Source organism: Bacillus sp. CH_70 (assembly GCF_038007045.1).
GTDB lineage: Bacteria > Bacillota > Bacilli > Bacillales > Bacillaceae_G > Bacillus_A > Bacillus_A cereus.
Genome location: NZ_JBBOWL010000001.1, coordinates 549,987 through 567,545, shown reverse-complemented (window position 1 = coordinate 567,545; position 17,559 = coordinate 549,987). Strand labels below are relative to the sequence as shown.

Sequence of the window (17,559 nt, the reverse complement as noted above, 5' to 3'; positions counted from 1 at the left end):
TTGAGATAACATTATGATTGATAAAACTCACTCACATACACCTAGTCTCTTCTTCATGTAACGAACTTTCTTTATGCCATACATAATATAAATAGTTTCTTAACTTTATCTTAAAAAAAGACGACCTTGTAAAAACAAGATCGTCTTCTTACTTATATTCTTTGATTTTTAGGGAATATCACTTCAAAGCAAGTTCCATCTCCCCATTTGCTCTCTACTGATATTTTTCCATAATGCTTTTCTACAATCCAATTTGCGATTGAAAGACCTAATCCAGCTCCTTCTGACGTACTTCTTGCTTTATCCCCTTGATAAAAACGATTAAATAATTTCGGAATATCCTCTTCTTTCACTCCTATCCCGTCATCTTTCACCTGTATACGAATTGAACTACTCGTTTGCGTGCAATCGATTTGAATATGCCCACCTTCGTTTGTATACTTCATCGCATTATCTAACAGTATGACCATCATTTGATGAATCCGCTCTCTATCCCCCATAAAAGATACACCACGTTCTACTTTTAGCATCATTTCTTTTTCTTGATAAGAAGCAATCTCCTTATATGGAGCTACTATTTCTTCTAACAATTTATCAAGTTCAAATGTTTTCTTATCCATCTCAATTTGATTAGAATCAGAACGTGCTAGCAATAATAAATTACTAACGAGTTTCGATAACCGCCTACATTCTTTTGAAATTGTAGAAATATCCATCGCTTTTTCTTCTATCGTAGCGGATGGTGACTGGAATAAAACATCCGTTTTTGATTGAATAACTGCAAGTGGTGTCCTGAGTTCATGTGATGCATCAGAAACGAATTGCTGCTGTTTCTCCCATGAATTTTGAATAGGTACGAGTGCTCTACCAGCTAGGAAAAAGCCGATACCTATCGCACAGAGGCTTCCTATGCTACAACCTATAACAAGGATTAAAAATAAAGTATTTAACATTCTTTCTTCCGCTGTTATATCTCGCACGATTTGAACTATTTCTCCATCTTTTTGAAGCGAAAATACTCTAAAATATCGTCCTTGTACTTCAATATCTTGTAACTCCTCTAAATTTTTTGGAGAAAACTTTTCCAAATTCTCTTCAAAAATAGAACGGAATTTACGGTTATCGCCCTCTATTTTCACTATTTTTCCATTCCAAGTTATTCTAGTTACTCGCGGATCTCCAATTTGGATATTCTCCATGCGTTTTCTTGGTGGTATTTTAACATCTAATTTTTCTCTATACTGAGCCATCATTTTTATAGATTGATCCACTTCATTATAAATACGCTTATATGTGTATGAATAAATAATACTACCTAATATACCTATTAATAGGATAAATACTAATGAATTCACTATAGTCAAACGAATGCGTGTCTTTTGAAACATACTTCCCTTTTTCATTGTTCTTTTAATATATATCCAATACCTCGAACGGTTTGAATATCTTTCTGATAACCGAATGGTTCTAATTTTTTACGTAAATGATGCACATACACTTCTACAATCGCTACTGTCGTATCTGAATCAAATCCCCAAACACGATCAAAAATTTGTTCACGCATTAAAATCTTCCCGCTATTTTGAATGAGGTACTCTAGTAGCTCATATTGTTTCAATGTCAACTTAATACTTTTTCCATCTACTTGAACGTCTTTATCTTTTCCGAACAATTCAATCCCTTTATAACGAATCGTTTGCTGCGTTGTTAAACTACCACTTCTGCGTAGTAAAGCGCGAATTCTCGCTTTTAATTCAGGGGCCTGAAATGGCTTAACGATATAGTCATCTCCACCAAAGTCCAATCCCTTCACCCGATCTTCTAAAGAATCTCTCGCTGTCAAAAACAGGACTGGTGTTTCAATCTTTTCATCACGTATTTTTTGAATCACTTCAAATCCGTCCATCCCTGGCATCATCACATCCAGCAAAATTGCATCATATATATTTTGAAGAGCTAAAAACAATCCATCTTCTCCATTTATTGCCGTATCTACTTCAAATTCATCACGCAAAATTTGTACGATAGACTCTAATAACGAAGCATTATCTTCTACTACAAGTAAACGCATGCTCTCACCTTCCATCAAATAGTTCAATTCTATTTATTATTACATTTCTTCTCTTCATAACAAAAGAATGTAGTTGCATTACGTAATTTCATTTTTAACTATTTCCTTCTAAAATTTTGAAGTTTTATTATAAAAACTTTGTCTTAAATTTAGCTTAATAAAAAATTGAAAGAAATAAGATTCCTCTTATCTCTTTCAATTTTTTATTACATATACCTTTTTACTCGGCAACTCCAAACAATTTAGCTGACCGCCATACACAGCCCCGCCATCAATTCCAATAATACGATTACTACCAAAATACACTCCGCAATCCTCACTACCATGAAGCATTTTTGTTTCCGTATGCCCAAATACAACAACCTTTTCACCACTATATCCATTATGAAATTCATTACGGATCCACATTAACGTATATGGTTCAGATTCAGAAATTCGTTTCATCGGTTCAACCCCAGCATGTACAAATATATACTCTTCTGTTTCAATATAATGATCTAATTCTTGAATAAACTTTATATGTTCCTCTAATACACGAGATTGTAACATCGGTTTTTGAAAGTCTTTCTCATTAACCGCAATATCCTCTTCTACAAATCCATAGCTATATAATGTCTTATCTCCACCATTTCTTTTTACCCAATGGTTCCATGAACGTTCCTCATTTGTCGTTAACGCCTTAATCATCATATCTTCATGATTTCCTTTTAAAATGAGTGCTCCCTCTTCTTTCAATTCTCTTACCTTTTCAATTACAGCACGCGCATTTGGACCACAATCTACATAATCTCCCAGTAAGATCAATTGATCCTGTTTCGCATCATATTGAGCTTCTTCCAATAACTGTTCGAACTTTTCTATCTCTCCATGAATATCACTAATAACAAGAATTCTTTTCATATTATCCCCCCTCTTTCTAATTATAGTTCAAAACAACAGAAAATTCCGAATCTTAATCTTGAATCAAATTTATCCCGCATTAACGAGCAGTAACCCCCCACTGATTACAGTTTCACTTTATTACAAACTAAACTATTATCCTTACAACAATGTAAGTCTCTTGTCATCCAATTCGATAGTTGTAATTACTGTATTTCCTTATACTGAGAGTAAGAAATGAAACAAAAACAAGGAGAGATGAGAGATGAAAAAAGTAATGGAAGTTATAGTAGCGGTAGTAGAGGTTTTCGTAAATGGTAAACAAGTCGCAATGGAGTTAAATAAATAATGAAAAGGACAACATTCACTCTAGACCCTTTACTCATATAAAAGAGATAAGACTTCATCACTTCTTTGATCCCTTATCTCCCTATAGAGAAAGCCGTATCCCTTTTAAGGATACGGCTTTCTCTTATTTTTGACTCGTACGAGCTGAAATGCTAATTGCTCTATCTGTTGCTTTGGCAGCTTCATCTAACGCTTCTTTACTATTCTTCCCGTCATACATTGCTTCTAATGCTTTTACAACTGCATCTCGTGATTCTGGGAATACACTAATTAAAGCCCCTTGTGTTGCTGGAGATTGCTTTGTCGCTTGCAGTTGATCTACTGTTACTTTTAACTGTGGATATTTTTCATATTGCTCTTTTACTAATGGCTCATTATATGCATCTGGATTAATTGAGAAATAACCTGTTGCCGTATGCCATTTTGCTTGTACGTCTGGCTTCGTTAAATATTTCATAAAGTCCCAAGCACCTTGTTGCGTTTCTTCTGAAACCATATTCGTCATCCATAATGATGCGCCTCCAATGACAACACCATTTTGTTTCGAATCCTCTGGATATGGAATATATGAAACACCTACATTAAACTTAGATGCATCAATTAAATCACGAACACCTGCTGAAGAATCTAAATACATAGCAACTTGTCCAGACTGGAACGCAGCACGAATATCATCCCAACTTGCTCCATACTTTCCAAGTGCGCCAGCTTTATTTAAATCATCTAACATTCCAAATACTTTCTGTCCTTCTTTACCGTTAAATACCGCCTTCTTTGCAGCATCTTTACGGCCGTTTTCGTTATCTACATATAAAGCACCTTGTGTCGCTAACAATTCTTCAAAGAACCAACCGTAGTTAAGCATGGAGAATCCATATTGTTTTACATTTCCGCCTTCTTTAATCGTTAACTTTTTCGCCGCTTCTTGTAATTCCGCATATGTTTTCGGAGCTTTCTCTGGATCTAAGCCCGCCTTTGCAAAAGCATCTTTATTATAAATTAATACTGGTGTAGATGAATTAAATGGCATAGAATACATTTTTCCATCAACTGAATAATAATTTGTAATTGCTTTTTCTAATTTTGACGTATCGTACTTATCTTTTTTTATCCAGCTATCAATTGGTGTGATTTTTTTGCTATCAATCATATATTTCGTTGTAATTTCACTCGATTGAACAAGCGCTGGCGCTTCTTTCGTTGCAGACATCGTTCTAAATTTTGTTAAAGACTCTTCATATGTTCCTTGGAACTCTGCCTTTATCTCGTATTTATTTTGTGACTTATTATAGTCTGCAACAAGACCATCTAGTACCCCTTGTGTTTTTCCACCCATCGCATGCCAGAAGCGAATTACAGTTTTATCACCATTTTTTTCAACTGGTGCTACTTTTGCCTGCGCTTCAGGTTTTCCCTCTGTTTTACTATTTGAACAAGCGGCACTAGATAATGCCATTGTTGCTGCCATTAATAGAGCAGCACCTTTTTTTACTAAACTCATTTTAAGCTCACCTTCTCTTAGTTATTTAATTGCACCTTTTGTTAATCCTTGTTGTAATTGCTTTTGCCCTAAAAATAGTAAAATCAATGTTGGAATAACGATAACCGTAACACCGGCCATTACGCTTCCCCAATCAGTTGCAACTTCTTGAGACTGAAGCTGCTTCACACCGATTTGCACTGTTCTTACTTTTTCATCAGTGGTCACTAAAAGTGGCCATAAATACATATTCCATGTTGTTAAAAAGCTATATACTCCAAGCGTAATAAAACTCGTTTTACAATACGGTATTACAACGCTAAATAAAAACCTTACATTTCCAATCCCTTCAATAAAAGCAGCTTCTTTCAGTTCATTCGGGAGTGTCATAAAATGTTGACGTAACAAGAAAATACCGAAAGCTGTTGCAAAAAACGGCACTGTCATTCCAGCGAAACTATTGATCCAGCCAAAGTTTTGAATCGTTAAAAAGTTAGGCACCATCGTTGCTTCCCACGGAATAAGCATCGTTGAAATAAACAGGAAGAAAATTAAGTTTCTCCCTTTAAACTGAAGAAAAACAAAAGCATAAGCTGCTAAACTTGATACGATAAGTTGTCCAATCATAACGACTGTCGATACAATTAAACTGTTATATAAGTATGTAAAAAGCGGTACTTTTTGAAAAATATTAATGAAATTATCAAAAGTAAACTGGGTCGGAAATAACCTTCTCATTTGAATATCGTCTGGTGTCATAAAGCTTATTAAAAACGCATACAGTACAGGAAAAAATACCATTACTGCACTAATTATGAGCAGCATGTATAATAGGAAATTTTGCTTCCACTGTTTAACAATCATTTATAATGCACCTTTCTCTCAGCAAACTTAAATTGAAGTAATGTAGCAACAAAAATGAAAACAAATAATACCATCGCTTGTGCACTTGCTGTTCCAAATTGATGATTCACAAACGCCTCTTTGTAAATCGAGTACACAATTAAATTCGTTGCATCATTCGGTCCACCGTGCGTTAAAATATCAATTTGTCCAAAGCTTTGGAACGCACTAATTAATGTTACTGTTACAATAAAGAATAAAGTTGGTGATAGCATCGGTAATGTAACACAGCGAAGCTTATATAAATAACTAGCACCATCTATAGATGCACTCTCATATAAAGACGTATCAATATTTTGTAAACCACCTAATATAACTAAAAATGCAAAACCTGTATTCACCCAAACTATTGTAACTGATACAGAGAATAGTGCCCAGTCCGGACTCGTTAACCATGCGATTGCAGGAAGGTTCATAGAGGCTAATATATTATTAAATAATCCTACACTTGGATGAAATAAAAATAGCCAAATCACTGCACTAGCAGCTACTGATATTCCCATCGTCGAAGAAAACAGAACTCGGAATAACCCAATACCTCTTACCTTTCCATTTGCAATCAATGCAAGAAACAAAGCAAATATAATACTCGTAGGAACTGTATATAAAACAAATAATAAAGTTGATTTTATACTTTTGTAGAAGGCTGGATCAGAGAATAAATATTGATAATTTTCTAAGCCAACGAAAAGATTAGCTTCTCCATGTATATCGGTTAAATAAAAACTATAATAAATCGTCCTAAACAATGGATAGAACAGAAAAATCGAAAATAGCAAAATAGATGGCGCCAAAAACAATAATCCTATTCTTAAATCTTTCGTTCTCCCCCATATTTTTTTCTTTTTTGACACCTTTGTTTGAACTGGTAACTTACTTACTTCGATCATTATTTCGCCACCACTTTCAACTCTTCTTCAGCTACCACTTTTAAGCGTTCATTTGTGTTTTCGTTAAAGAAGCATAACTTTTCTTGTGAGAATAATAATTTTACTTTGTCACCTTTGTTCAAGAGTAACTGTCCGATGACTTTCGCACTCCAAGTTGTTCCATTTACCGCAAAGTTTAATATAGATTCATTCCCTAATACTTCTACAGATTGCAGCATCACTTCTTGTCCTTCCTCAGACAGTGCAATATGCTCAGGACGCATGCCTATACGAATTATTCCTTCTGGTAATTGCTTTAACTGTCCAATAGATAATGGAATTTGCAATTTCCCTATATGTAATACACCTTTTTCTTTATCCACTTCTCCATCATTTATATTCATAGAAGGAGAACCTATAAAGCTTGCAACAAATTCGTTTGCTGGTTCGTTATATATGTCAAGTGGTGTTCCAACTTGCTGTATACTTCCTTTATTTAAAACCATGATACGATCTCCCATAGTCATCGCTTCTATTTGATCGTGGGTAACGTAAATCATCGTAATTCCTAATCGCTGCTGAATTTCTCTAATTTCAATTCTCATTTGCGCACGTAATTTCGCATCTAAATTCGAAAGTGGTTCATCCATTAAACAGATTGGTGCTTGACTCACGATCGCCCTAGCAAGCGCAACACGCTGTCTTTGTCCGCCTGATAATTGACCTGGTTTCATTTTCACATACTCTTTCAGTCCTACCATTTCAATAGCTTCCATTAGTCGCTTTTGTCGCTCTTCTTTTTGTACTTTTCTTACCTTAAGTCCAAATAAAATATTTTCTTCTACAGATAAGTGTGGATATAATGCATAATTTTGAAATACCATTGATAGATTACGGTCTTTCGGCTCTAGATCATTTGCAACACGTTCATTAATAATTAAATCTCCCGAAGAAATCTCTTCTAAGCCAGCGATCATTCGTAATAATGTGCTTTTCCCGCATCCCGAAGGTCCAACTAAAACAAAAAATTCGCCCTTCTTAATATGAACCGATACGCCTTTAACCGCTGTCTCTTCTGCATTTTTATATACCTTTGAAACATTTTTCAATTCAATCACAAAGTTGCACTCCTTTTTTCTTCATGTATCCATACTTCATAATGACTTGTTGAAATCGCACTTGCTCCTGCACGAATTGCAATTTCCGCATCTTCTCGCGTTTGAATCAACCCGCCTGCAATAATAGGAAACTCTATTTCCTCTACTAGCTGTTTAATTATAGAAGGCATAATCCCCGGCATAATCTCTACTGCATTTGGTCTAGTCGTTTTACAATTTTCAATTGATTTAGTAAGAGATAAAGTATCTACAATAAAAATACGTTGAATTGTTTTCAATCCAATTTTATTAGCATTTCGAATTGTCGAACCCTTTGTTGAAATAATACCTTGTGCCCCGATAACATCTTGAATATACAAAAGCGCTTCCTCTGTATTCGTATTTAAACCTTGTATAAAATCACAATGAAGAAATACATCATGTCCATGTTTCTGCAATTCATATACACGCTCTGGTAATTCCAGCATTGAACCAGTCATAAGAAAAACTGTTTTCGGCAATTTTTTGTATGCTTTGTATCCTTTCCAATCCTTTATCATCGCAATATAAGGTTCTTTAAACATTCATTCCACCTAACTGTTCTATTTTTATCCAAACTAAAAACACCTACTTACATAGAACGCCTTTCTCCTTATTTGAACTCTAGGGAATAGAGCACACCTAAGAAAGTGGCACATTATATGTAAGTGGGTGTTCTCAAATGTTCTCTACCCTAGTTATTTTGTTACCTTTACTATATTACGCATTTATTAAGTCAGTTTTGATAGATTGTTAATTAGGTGTTAACCGAATGTTAATATTCACCATATCACCATTTACATTAATCTATATATTTAAATACAAACAAATAGAACGAAACAATACTTAAAATTCAATAAATATGTAAATTCATTCCATAGTTAATAAGTTTTAGTTTGCTTGCCACTGCTTGCGAAGCAAAGTTATCCCAAGCAGTACTATAAAGTGGAATGCGCTTTTCCTCTTGTATTGATAAGGCCCAGGCTGTAACAACATCAGTACCATATCCATTCCCTTGAAATTCCGCTAAAGTTTCCACACTTGCCTCAGCAGCTACGGGCGTACTTCTGGCACTGCAACAAACAGAAACTACCTTTTCATTTTTTACAATTGCAAAATAAGGTTTCCTCCATTCCATCTGTTCTATTAGATTAGGAAAATTTTCTCGCAAAAGCTCTCTATTCTTCTCAGTTATTTGTATTGTTCTAGTCGGCTTATGTAAATTACTATGAAACATGAAAGCAGGACCCATCCAAATATTTTCCACTGTTCTTTCTTCATTTAATATATTAATAATCTTTGCTATCTCTATATGCTTTGAAGGTTCTCGAATTAACTTCTCAATCTTACTTACCGTTTCATCATCCACATTACAATGATATCTCGTTATACTCCCTTCACGAGTTCTGCCAAGAAAAAAACGTGGTGCTTTCGGATTTCCTTGTTCATTTACATATTTCATTTTTCCTACTTGATTATGAACAAATAAAACCTCTGCCTGAATTACTATTAAATCAAGTTTTGAGAGCCTCATTTTTATCCTCCTTATTTACTCCATTTACCATCCATTCATAATCTATTTTTCATGTTCAAAATAAAAATCCCATTTAAATACACATTACTGAATCCATCATACTAACTGATTTCTTCATTCTGTCTATCCAAATGGGATTATTTTTCGTTTTTTACTCTACTGGTTGTTGTGGCTGTACTACTTCATTCGCTCCAGCTAACCTCAACATATTTACAATATCTTTAAAACCTCTTTTTTCAGCGTATTGCAGTGGCGTCAGATGTTCCTTGTTAGCCATGTTTACATCTGCACCGTGATCAATAAGCAATTGAATTACTTTCTTATGGTTTTCACTACCATTTCCTAATACAATTGCTTCTAATAGCGCTGTTCCACCACGTTCATTTTTATAATTCACATCAATATCTGTATGCTCTAATAATTCTTTAACAACCTCTACATGGCCACGTTCAGATGCAGAAATAAGTGCTGTCCCACCTGACCTAGTCGTTTCTTTCGTATTAACTCCTGCATTAATTAATACTTTTACAATATCCGTATATCCTTCTCTACTTGCATAAAGAAGTGGATTACTTTTTTTCTCATCTTTAATTTCAATATTAGCACCTGCACCAATTAATGCTTTAACTGTCTCTACATGATTTTGGTACGTCGCTGCAAGGACAGGCGTTTCTCCGTTGTCACCTTCTACGTTTATATTCGCTCCATCCTGAATCAACTTCATAGCTGTCTCTGTGTCTCCAAGAGTAGCTGAAAGTAACAACTGTTTGTCCATTAAATTTATACTTTTCTCTTCTTTAGATTCTTCCTGTTCTTTATGCTTCTCTTTTTTCTTTTCATTTTTCACATGAACCGGTTTCGATTCTGGTTCTTCTTGCTTATCGCAAGCCACTACCGTCATTAAAAGTCCTAATAAAATACATAATAAAATTTTTTGTTTTCTCACAACTACAGCTCCTATGAAAGATAATGTTTTCTTAACCATTCCTCCATCACATACAATAACTCTTCTTGAGTACATTTATCCATAAGCCCTTTAGATTCCTTCTTTAATCGGATTATCTTAAGCTTATACTATGTTTCTCAACCTATTGAAATGATACGCCTGATGGCCCCATCATTAACATTATGAAGCAATTAGTTTAGCACGTTTTTACCGCATTTGTATACATTTCTAAAAAGTACATAAATGATTGCTTTAGGTTACTATATTCCATTGTAACCGTTCTGCTAAAAATTTTACACCTTTTCTATATTTGCACCTGAGTAATAATAGAAAAAGACAACTACATAGTTGTCTTTTTCTATTAATGATGTCCACCATGATTTCCTGCTTTCGGTTTCCCCATCATCTCTTTATTCATTTCCCATTTATGCTCTGCTAGCTCTTTATACGAAAGAACTTTCCCCTTATAGTTAGATACAAAGCTCTCTGCATCTTTTTTATTTTTAAATGAAATGACATTATAAGCCATCGGTGTCGTTATTGTTTTATCATATACGTAAGTAGCGTCTTCTAACGAAATCCAATCTTTCGAATCATAATCTCGGACAAATTTCTCTTTCGTCTTTTCATCTGAGTTGATCTCCATCCATTTATACATACAACCGATATCATCAAACTTTAACGCTTTTCCATTTTCTAAAATAATTTCTGTTGCAAATTGATTATCTGTTACCCCAATTTGGCAAATATCACATTTATCATGTTTCTCATCAATGGCAACAGCTGCTGTTTCCTTTTTCCCACACCCGACTACTGTAAATACGAAACATAAACATATAGCAAGTACGACATATTTTACTTTCATCAATATTCCTCCCTAGAAACCGTATACTCCACGAAAAGAATACCAAAAGGTTGTGTGAGATTTGTGAAAAAACAATGTGCTTTTTGTAATATAGGAAACAAAAAAAGATGTGTAGTTATTTCTACACATCTCTCATCACTCACAACCTGTAATTAATAAATCATCTTCTAATTTAACTAATAATGTATCCGCACTAATTTCCTGTCCAACTTCTACATTTACCAATCTTATATTTCCACTAATCCCGACTGCAATTTTTTTTAGCTCACCGTCATTTTTTCGGATCATCAGTAATTTTTCCCATTCATATACGTAAGAAGATTCATTAATAAAAATCTCCTCTACTTTTCCTTCATAAGAGCTATAAATCTCTTCTATTCTCGTTTTCATATAACATCTACTCCCTATTTCACACTTCACTATTTTCATCTTATTCTACCATTCTTACGAGGAGTGGCTTACTTTTTAAAAATTCAAATTAACTACCGTGAACAAAATGAACAAAATAAAAATTATGCTTCTAATGATGTTATTTTTCAAATTATTTACCATTTGAATAGATGCTTTTATTATAAATAAAAAACCTTTTTCTGAATTTTTATTCTATTTTGAAAGCGCAATCATTCTTTTGAGGGGGAAATTACATGTTAGCACTACTTGGATTTGCGATGGTATTTGTCTTTATGTTTTTAATTATGACGAAACGTATGTCAGCACTAGTAGCCTTAATATTAATTCCGAGTGTTTTTGCAGTAATTGGCGGATTCTATGCCAATATGGGGCCTATGATGTTAGAGGGGATTCAAAAGTTAGCACCTACTGGTATTATGCTTATGTTCGCTATTTTATATTTTGGGATTATGATTGATAGCGGTTTATTTGATCCTGTCATTAGTAAGATTTTAAAATTTGTAAAAGGAGATCCTTTAAAAATCGTTGTCGGAACGGCTATATTGACTATTATCGTTTCTCTAGATGGTGATGGTACAACAACATACATGATTACAGTTTCCGCAATGTATCCACTATATAAGCGCCTTGGAATGAACCCCCTCATATTAGCTGGAGTTGTTATGTTAGGGGCGGGGGTAACAAATCTTACACCTTGGGGTGGACCCACAGCTCGTGTTATGAGCGCACTTGGACTTGAGGCTTCCGAATTATTTACACCTCTTATTCCGGGAATGATTGCTGGTGCAATTTGGGTTGTTTTCGTTGCCTACTATCTTGGAAAAAAAGAAAGAAAACGTTTAGGAATTATGGATGTACAGTATTTAAAACAAATGCAAACAATGGATGAGCAAGCTGCAACTGTTGAAGCTGCAGCGCATAAACGCCCTAAACTTCTATGGATTAACTTTTTATTAACCGCTGCATTACTTGTTTGTCTCATACTAGAAGTTATGCCGTTACCTGTTTTATTTACAGTCGCTTTTGCTATTGCTGTTATGATTAACTATCCAAACTTAGAGCAACAGAAAGAACGTATTGCTTCTCATGCAGGGAATGTATTAGCAGTTGTTTCTCTCGTATTTGCTGCCGGTATTTTCACTGGTATTTTATCTGGAACAAAAATGGTAGATGCAATGGCTAACAGTGTAGTAACTCTTATACCAGATGCACTTGGACCACAACTACCAATTATTACAGCACTTCTCAGTATGCCATTCACATTTTTCATGTCTAATGATGCATTTTACTTCGGGGTATTACCTATTTTGACGAAAGCTGCTGCTACTTACGGAATTAGTGCAGCTGAAATGGGACGTGCTTCCTTACTTGGGCAACCCGTTCACTTATTAAGTCCTCTTGTCGCTTCCACTTATTTATTGGTCGGAATGGCCAAAGTTGATTTCGGTGAACATCAACGCTTCACTTTATTGTGGGCCGTTGGAACGACAATGGTTATGTTAATTACCGGAATTGTGATTGGGATTATTCCAATATAAGATGCAAAAAAACAGTAGAAGAAATAAAATCCTCTACTGTTTTTTATTATGAAGAAACAAGAAAATAACGTCTCTCCGGTCTCCCAACACTTCCATATATTAGCTCTGCGTGGACTTTCTTCCTAGATATCAAATACTCTAAATAGCGCCTTGCCGTTGATCGGCTTACTCCAATCATTGAGCTTAACATTTCTGCTGTAATCCCTTCTTCATTAACTGTTAACATATGCTTTTTTACTTTCGCTAAAGTATAAGGATCTATCCCTTTCGGGGCATATTCTATTTGATCTCCCTTCACGCCTCTTTGAGACCATAAATATTCAATTTGCTCCGTAGATAATTGATTGTTTTTCTTTAACTGTATAATCTTTTTTTGATAGCCTTCCAGACTTGCTTTAAATCGGTCAAACATTAGTGGCTTTACGATATAATCTGTTACTCCACCTCGCAGCGCGTGCCTTACTACATCTGTTTCCGATGCCGCTGTAATCATAATAATATCTGTATCGTGCAAATGATGCCTAATATATGTGACAAGTTCCGTTCCTTGCATATCAGGTAAGTACACATCTAATAAAACAAGCTGTGGCTTCACAAGCTCTAGCCATTCTTTCGCTTGTTCTCCAGTCGTTGCCGTTCCAATTACTTTAAATCCCTCAATTTTTTCAGTAAAACGACGATGAATGTCTGCAATCCGAATATCATCTTCTACAATTAATACTTCAATCTCCTCACCCATTACTATTCGCCTCTCTCTTTCGGTAGTGCAATAATAAATAACGCACCACCTAAATCCCCTTTTTCGATTGCAATACTTCCATTTAAATCTTCTACTAACTCTTTCACTTTTGCTAATCCATATCCTCGCTCTCCTCCTTCTTTCGTCGAAAAGCCTTTATAGAATACGCTAGTAATTATTTCATCATGAATCCCTTGCCCTGAATCTTCCACTTCAATTAATATTTCTTCTCCAATATCAGTTACAAACATCCTTACTTTCTTATCATTCTCTTCATTTTTTTCAATTGCTTCAAATGCATTCGTAATTAAATTTCCTAAAATAGAAACGACATAATTACTCTCAATATGTGGACTTAATTTGTCTAAACCACTTTCTCTATCTAGCATAAAATCAATCTTCAACTCTCGTGCTCTATTATAAAATCCAATTAAAATTCCACCTAGCCATGGATTTTGAATCCGCTTCATAATAAATTGAACAAAATCTTGATATACCGCTGTTTCCTTATGAATAAGCTCTAAAGCATCTTCGTATGATTCTAATTGGATAAGACCTGAAAGCGTATACAATAAATTGTTATATTCGTGCGTTTGCGCTCGTAATGCCTCTGTATATTGCTTCGTCTGAGATAATTCTGCTGTTAACTGATCCATTTCAGATTTCAAACGTAAGCTCGATACAACGCCAGTTACTTTATTCTTTACTTTAATAGGTAGACGGTTCGCAATAACAGCCTGTCCTTTTATATTTAATTGACGATCAAACTGTTCTTCACCAGTTTGAAGTACATCTAGTATCGTTGAATTAGGAATTACATTTAAAATAAATTCCCCAATAATATTTTGTTGCTTATCTAGCGAAAGAATATCATAAGCTGCTTGATTGACTAAACTAATCATGCCATTTTTATCGATTACAATAATCCCTTCACGTACAGATTGAATCACTGTACTATGCTCTTCATATAAAGATGAAATTTCTTCTGGTTCCATCCCGAACATCATTCTTTTTATACTTGCCGCTAAATATATAGAGCCGATTATCCCAATTAAAAGACCTATTATTGTAATCCAAAATACACGCTTTCCATACACTTCTACCGCTCCATGAATATCAGCCATTGAAAACCCAACAGACACCACACCAATAATTTCATTTTCCTGGTTACGGACTGGGACTTTCCCACGCAACGAAGGGCCTAATGATCCATTAGCTTTAGAAACATAAGATTTCCCTTCTAATAAAACGCCTCTATTATCTCCGCCAACCATTTTTTCTCCTATTTTATCTCGCTCAGGATGCGCATAACGAATCCCCTCTTTGTTTCCAACTACAATAAAGTCAGCCTCTGTATCAATTCGAATTTTTTCTGCGATTGGCTGAATAATAGAAGCTGGATTTTCTTTTTGAAAAGCTTCCTGAATTTCTGGTATCGCGGCAACTGTTTTCGCAACATGCAAAGCCCGTTTACCAATTTGCTCTTCTACCGTTTCAGATAATATGTAATAAAATAAATAACTCGTTAGCATAAGTACAACTAAAATAAGTGTACTAATAGTTAATGTAATTCTCGGTTGGAGTTTTAATTTTTTAAATTTCAAAACCATTCCCCTAACATGATTAAAGATAGAATTTAAAGAAAATACAGTTTTTTATTATCATAACACGGTTACTATATATTTCTTTCTTTTTTATCTTCATAAAAAAAGAAACGAAGCATAAGTACTACTTCGTTTCTTAACAGTTTATTATTATATTTTAAACTTACCAATCATCTCTTGTAATTCTTCTGCCATTTGTGATAAATGGACTGCTGCTGCATTTATTTCATCTACTGAAGCTAATTGTTCCTCAGAGGAACCAGCAATATTTTGAACACTTGCGGCATTTTCTTCAATCGTAGCTGCAATTTCATTAATAGATGCACTTACTTGTTTTGCATCTACCGTCATTTGTTTTGCTACATCTACCATGCTATCAATTTGTACAACTGTATCATTTGTAGACTTCAATATTTCGACAAAGCTTTGCTTCGTTTCATTTGCAACTACAAGTCCTGATTGTACTTCTGCTCCAACTTGATTCATAGAGCTTACTGTTTCTTTTATATCAAATTGAATCTCTTTCACTAGTTTCCCAATTTCCGTAGAAGACTGTCCTGATTGTTCTGCTAGCTTTCGCACTTCATCTGCTACAATTGCAAATCCTCTTCCTTGTTCTCCAGCTCTCGCAGCCTCAATTGCCGCATTTAACGCTAATAAATTTGTCTGTTCTGCAATATGTTGAATTACTTCAAGGATTGCTCCAATTTGTTTCGACTTATCGTCTAACAAACCAATGATTTTGTCTGATTGTGAAACAGACTCATGAATTAATTGCATTTGATTCACAGTTTGTTCAACTAACTTCCCACCATTTTCAGCTTTTTTCTTCGTATACATAGAGGCTGTAGATACTAATGAAGAACTATCTGCAACACGCTGAATTCCTTCTGTAACTTCTTCTAACAATGTTGCTCCTTCTTCAACTTCTTTCGTTTGTATTTCTGCACCACTTGATACTTGCTCTATAGCCTGTGTAATTTGTTCCGTTGCTTCGCTTGTCTGCTTCATACTAGCTGTTAATTCTTCTGAAGATGCCGCTACATGACTTGCTGAAGTGTTTATATTGGAAATGACACTTTGTAACGATGCAGCCATCTCGTTAAAACTTTCTCCTAGCTGTCCAATTTCATCTTTAGAATGAACTGTAATTGATTCTGTTAAATCACCTTCACTAATCTTCTTCGATGATATGACAAGTTGTTTTAACGGTTTAATAATAGACGCAATTATGAAGTAAATTACAATCCCACCGATTATTAGTGAAATTCCAAGAACAGTTATTGTTTTATAGAAAATAGGTTCAGCCGCTTCGATAATTTCTTTGGAAGGCATAATTCCTGCTATTTTCCATCCAGTTTTCTTATTCGTTTTAAAAGTGATATTGCGATCTTCACCATCTAATGAATAATGAAAATCCCCAGCTTCCTGTTTATACAATTCTTTACTAAGTTTCTCTTCTAATTTCTCTCCTGGCTTCATTTTCGGGTGCGCTACTACATTTTTATCTTGATCAAATATCGCTACATATCCTTCCTTACCGATATTAACCATCTTGGAAGTAGTAACGATATCATTAATGATTAAGTCAATCCCAAGAACTCCACTTTTATCCTCGTTTTGTTTTGCTAGTGTAATAACAATATTTCCTGTCGTTTTTGACTTATATGGAGCAGTTACAATTACTTCTCCGCTTTTCTTCACTGCCTCTTTATACCAATCTCTTTCTGTAGGATTATATCCATCTGGCATCTGAATAGCTGGTGATTGAATGAACTGTCCATTACTAGATCCTGTATAGATTGCTTCCATTTCTGGATGCAGTTTATTGTATTCTTCTAGTTTATTTTGTATGTTTTGAATTTGATCTGCTTGGTAACTTGATTGTGTAAATAATTTCGTAAAATAAGTTGCATCTATTTTTTTACTATCCAATTCCTTATTAATTACATTATCCAAAATTTTTATATTATCTTTCGCCGAGTTTAAAATTGTTTCATTAAAATTCGTCTTCGCCTGTTGATAAGACGTCCAACCAATTACAATACTTGGAAGAATTAAAATAATAATAAATGATACAAGTAACTTTGTTTTTAAACTACTACTCCTTAATTTCCCTTGAAACATACTTCTACCCCTCCATACCGTTTTAAATGTAATTAATTAACATTTAATCTTTCTATAAAAATAATACGATTTAAATGTATCAATGAGACTCTCTATCTTTTTATACATC

At 34.5% G+C, this 17,559-nt stretch carries 16 protein-coding genes and 1 pseudogene; 1 reads left to right on the top strand and 16 read right to left on the bottom strand.

Annotation, left to right across the window (positions count from 1 at the left end):
* Window positions 1-152: 152 nt before the first annotated feature.
* The 12 genes from N2V79_RS02895 to N2V79_RS02840 all read right to left on the bottom strand — a co-directional run bounded on the left by N2V79_RS02895 (window position 153) and on the right by N2V79_RS02840 (window position 11,421).
* Window positions 153-1,403 carry a sensor histidine kinase gene (locus N2V79_RS02895; protein WP_078401632.1) on the bottom strand — a complete coding sequence of 417 codons (1,251 nt, stop codon included), beginning with the start codon at window positions 1,401-1,403 and terminating at the stop codon, window positions 153-155.
* The gene (locus N2V79_RS02890; RefSeq protein ID WP_016083590.1) at window positions 1,400-2,071 is read right to left on the bottom strand and encodes a response regulator transcription factor; all 672 of its coding nucleotides are present in this window, start codon (window positions 2,069-2,071) and stop codon (window positions 1,400-1,402) included. The genes N2V79_RS02895 and N2V79_RS02890 overlap by 4 nt, the downstream gene beginning before the upstream one ends.
* Window positions 2,072-2,266: 195 nt before the next feature.
* Entirely contained in the window at window positions 2,267-2,971 is a 705-nt protein-coding gene (locus tag N2V79_RS02885) for a metallophosphoesterase family protein (protein WP_340719552.1), read from the bottom strand.
* 451 nt (window positions 2,972-3,422) lie between these two features.
* Window positions 3,423-4,799 (bottom strand): ABC transporter substrate-binding protein, encoded by a 1,377-nt coding sequence (locus N2V79_RS02880; RefSeq protein ID WP_000060579.1) that lies wholly within the window; start codon window positions 4,797-4,799, stop codon window positions 3,423-3,425.
* A 21-nt stretch (window positions 4,800-4,820) separates the two neighbouring features.
* Window positions 4,821-5,642 carry a carbohydrate ABC transporter permease gene (locus N2V79_RS02875; RefSeq protein ID WP_000635948.1) on the bottom strand — a complete coding sequence of 274 codons (822 nt, stop codon included), beginning with the start codon at window positions 5,640-5,642 and terminating at the stop codon, window positions 4,821-4,823.
* Window positions 5,639-6,571: a carbohydrate ABC transporter permease gene (locus N2V79_RS02870; RefSeq protein ID WP_340719551.1), complete on the bottom strand. Its 933-nt coding sequence runs from the start codon at window positions 6,569-6,571 to the stop codon at window positions 5,639-5,641. Before N2V79_RS02870 ends, N2V79_RS02875 begins: the two co-directional genes overlap by 4 nt.
* A complete protein-coding gene (locus N2V79_RS02865) occupies window positions 6,571-7,668 on the bottom strand; it encodes an ABC transporter ATP-binding protein (protein WP_053565290.1) in 1,098 nt (365 codons plus the stop codon). The genes N2V79_RS02870 and N2V79_RS02865 overlap by 1 nt, the downstream gene beginning before the upstream one ends.
* The gene (locus tag N2V79_RS02860; protein ID WP_064531964.1) at window positions 7,665-8,231 is read right to left on the bottom strand and encodes a glycerol-3-phosphate responsive antiterminator; all 567 of its coding nucleotides are present in this window, start codon (window positions 8,229-8,231) and stop codon (window positions 7,665-7,667) included. Before N2V79_RS02860 ends, N2V79_RS02865 begins: the two co-directional genes overlap by 4 nt.
* A gap of 308 nt (window positions 8,232-8,539) precedes the next feature.
* Window positions 8,540-9,220, bottom strand: coding sequence for a GNAT family N-acetyltransferase (locus N2V79_RS02855; protein ID WP_161114613.1), 681 nt, complete (start codon window positions 9,218-9,220; stop codon window positions 8,540-8,542).
* Window positions 9,221-9,371: 151 nt separating this feature from the next.
* On the bottom strand, window positions 9,372-10,241 hold the full coding sequence (locus tag N2V79_RS02850; protein WP_000287335.1) for an ankyrin repeat domain-containing protein: 870 nt from the start codon (window positions 10,239-10,241) through the stop codon (window positions 9,372-9,374).
* Window positions 10,242-10,527: 286 nt separating this feature from the next.
* Window positions 10,528-11,031, bottom strand: a complete 504-nt coding sequence (locus N2V79_RS02845; RefSeq protein ID WP_000865665.1) for a nitrous oxide reductase accessory protein NosL — start codon at window positions 11,029-11,031, stop codon at window positions 10,528-10,530.
* A 135-nt stretch (window positions 11,032-11,166) separates the two neighbouring features.
* The gene (locus tag N2V79_RS02840; RefSeq protein WP_000857376.1) at window positions 11,167-11,421 is read right to left on the bottom strand and encodes a hypothetical protein; all 255 of its coding nucleotides are present in this window, start codon (window positions 11,419-11,421) and stop codon (window positions 11,167-11,169) included.
* 254 nt (window positions 11,422-11,675) lie between these two features.
* Here N2V79_RS02840 and N2V79_RS02835 point away from each other — a divergent pair, with 254 nt between their 5' ends.
* The gene (locus tag N2V79_RS02835; RefSeq protein WP_053565293.1) at window positions 11,676-12,980 is read left to right on the top strand and encodes a CitMHS family transporter; all 1,305 of its coding nucleotides are present in this window, start codon (window positions 11,676-11,678) and stop codon (window positions 12,978-12,980) included.
* Window positions 12,981-13,026: 46 nt separating this feature from the next.
* Here the strand turns inward: N2V79_RS02835 and N2V79_RS02830 are convergent, their stop codons facing one another.
* The 4 genes and pseudogenes from N2V79_RS02830 to N2V79_RS29175 all read right to left on the bottom strand — a co-directional run.
* A complete protein-coding gene (locus N2V79_RS02830) occupies window positions 13,027-13,719 on the bottom strand; it encodes a response regulator (protein WP_053565294.1) in 693 nt (230 codons plus the stop codon).
* A gap of 2 nt (window positions 13,720-13,721) precedes the next feature.
* Window positions 13,722-15,329 carry an ATP-binding protein gene (locus N2V79_RS02825; RefSeq protein WP_084745953.1) on the bottom strand — a complete coding sequence of 536 codons (1,608 nt, stop codon included), beginning with the start codon at window positions 15,327-15,329 and terminating at the stop codon, window positions 13,722-13,724.
* 144 nt (window positions 15,330-15,473) lie between these two features.
* The gene (locus N2V79_RS29180) at window positions 15,474-16,334 is read right to left on the bottom strand and encodes a methyl-accepting chemotaxis protein (protein ID WP_369812832.1); all 861 of its coding nucleotides are present in this window, start codon (window positions 16,332-16,334) and stop codon (window positions 15,474-15,476) included.
* Window positions 16,335-16,415: 81 nt separating this feature from the next.
* A pseudogene (locus tag N2V79_RS29175) lies at window positions 16,416-17,450 on the bottom strand (HAMP domain-containing protein); the annotation flags it as partial.
* Window positions 17,451-17,559 lie beyond the last annotated feature (109 nt).

Excerpts from the sequence above, each read along its gene's own strand:
- N2V79_RS02895 (WP_078401632.1), bottom strand. The coding sequence starts at position 1,403 with ATGAAAAAGGGAAGTATGTTTCAAAAGACACGCATTCGTTTGACTATA.
- N2V79_RS02890 (WP_016083590.1), bottom strand. The coding sequence starts at position 2,071 with ATGCGTTTACTTGTAGTAGAAGATAATGCTTCGTTATTAGAGTCTATC.
- N2V79_RS02885 (WP_340719552.1), bottom strand. The coding sequence starts at position 2,971 with ATGAAAAGAATTCTTGTTATTAGTGATATTCATGGAGAGATAGAAAAG.
- N2V79_RS02880 (WP_000060579.1), bottom strand. The coding sequence starts at position 4,799 with ATGAGTTTAGTAAAAAAAGGTGCTGCTCTATTAATGGCAGCAACAATG.
- N2V79_RS02875 (WP_000635948.1), bottom strand. The coding sequence starts at position 5,642 with ATGATTGTTAAACAGTGGAAGCAAAATTTCCTATTATACATGCTGCTC.
- N2V79_RS02870 (WP_340719551.1), bottom strand. The coding sequence starts at position 6,571 with ATGATCGAAGTAAGTAAGTTACCAGTTCAAACAAAGGTGTCAAAAAAG.
- N2V79_RS02860 (WP_064531964.1), bottom strand. The coding sequence starts at position 8,231 with ATGTTTAAAGAACCTTATATTGCGATGATAAAGGATTGGAAAGGATAC.
- N2V79_RS02855 (WP_161114613.1), bottom strand. The coding sequence starts at position 9,220 with ATGAGGCTCTCAAAACTTGATTTAATAGTAATTCAGGCAGAGGTTTTA.
- N2V79_RS02850 (WP_000287335.1), bottom strand. The coding sequence starts at position 10,241 with ATGTACTCAAGAAGAGTTATTGTATGTGATGGAGGAATGGTTAAGAAA.
- N2V79_RS02845 (WP_000865665.1), bottom strand. The coding sequence starts at position 11,031 with ATGAAAGTAAAATATGTCGTACTTGCTATATGTTTATGTTTCGTATTT.
- N2V79_RS02840 (WP_000857376.1), bottom strand. The coding sequence starts at position 11,421 with ATGAAAACGAGAATAGAAGAGATTTATAGCTCTTATGAAGGAAAAGTA.
- N2V79_RS02835 (WP_053565293.1), top strand. The coding sequence starts at position 11,676 with ATGTTAGCACTACTTGGATTTGCGATGGTATTTGTCTTTATGTTTTTA.
- N2V79_RS02830 (WP_053565294.1), bottom strand. The coding sequence starts at position 13,719 with ATGGGTGAGGAGATTGAAGTATTAATTGTAGAAGATGATATTCGGATT.
- N2V79_RS02825 (WP_084745953.1), bottom strand. The coding sequence starts at position 15,329 with ATGGTTTTGAAATTTAAAAAATTAAAACTCCAACCGAGAATTACATTA.
- N2V79_RS29180 (WP_369812832.1), bottom strand. The coding sequence starts at position 16,334 with ATGAAGCAGACAAGCGAAGCAACGGAACAAATTACACAGGCTATAGAG.